The following is an 847-nucleotide window of genomic DNA, read 5'->3' as shown; positions in this document are numbered from 1 at the left end:
AGTTTAACGACGAGTTGTTCATCCGTACCAGCACCGGCATGATGCCAACCCGACGGGCGCTGGAGATTGCGCCGAAAGTCACTGAGGCCCTCACCGCCGTGGCCTCCATCGTCGACAAACGCCCGCAGTTTTCAGCCGAATCATCCACGCGGGTGTTCAACATTGCGCTGTCGGATGACATTGAAAGCTATGTATCGCCACGGCTGGTCAACGAAGCAAAAGCACGCGGGCTTTCGGTGAAATTTGCCTTTCACCAGAGCAACAGTTCGCTGTGGAAAAGCTCGTTGGCCGACCCGGATATCGACCTGGTCCTGTGCTCCGAACCCAAGGAACTGACTTCGCATTACAGCTCACAGGTACTGTTTTCTTCGTCCTACTCATGCCTCTACGACGGACCCAGGCTAAACCTAAAAAACCCGCTCACCCGCGATGAATACCTCATGCACGAACATGTGCGGATTTCCTTCGACGGGCGCCGGGGGTTCGTTGACGATCTGCTGGAAAGCGAAGGTGTCGCCCGTCGGGTATCGGCATCGTTCACCCACTTCAGTGGCGCCCTGGCGACCCTGGTGCACAGCGATGTGATCGCTACCTTGCCCACGTTTGCGGCACTATCCTATGCGCGGATTGCGTGTTTGACCGTCAGCCCTGTACCGATTTTCGTCCCGGCCTTTCGCGTGTTCATGGTCTGGGATGTGGAGCACAACGACGATCCGCACAACCGCTGGCTACGTAGCTTCATTATCGACACCACCCAGGAACTGCAGCGCGCCTCACACACCGACCTGAGAGGCAGTGACCGGTTGCCAGAGCCGAATGAAAAAAACAGCAGATCATCGACATAATT

General features: G+C 56.6%; 1 protein-coding gene. It reads left to right on the top strand.

Annotated features, from left to right (window positions below; translation table 11 throughout):
- Positions 1 to 845 (top strand): LysR substrate-binding domain-containing protein (locus tag ASU03_RS19025; protein WP_082627367.1); only part of this gene is annotated, 845 nt, incomplete at its 5' end.
- Positions 846 to 847 lie beyond the last annotated feature (2 nt).

This window comes from Colwellia sp. TT2012, from assembly GCF_001440345.1.
GTDB lineage: Bacteria > Pseudomonadota > Gammaproteobacteria > Enterobacterales > Alteromonadaceae > Colwellia.
This window is presented reverse-complemented; position numbering and strand designations above follow the sequence as displayed.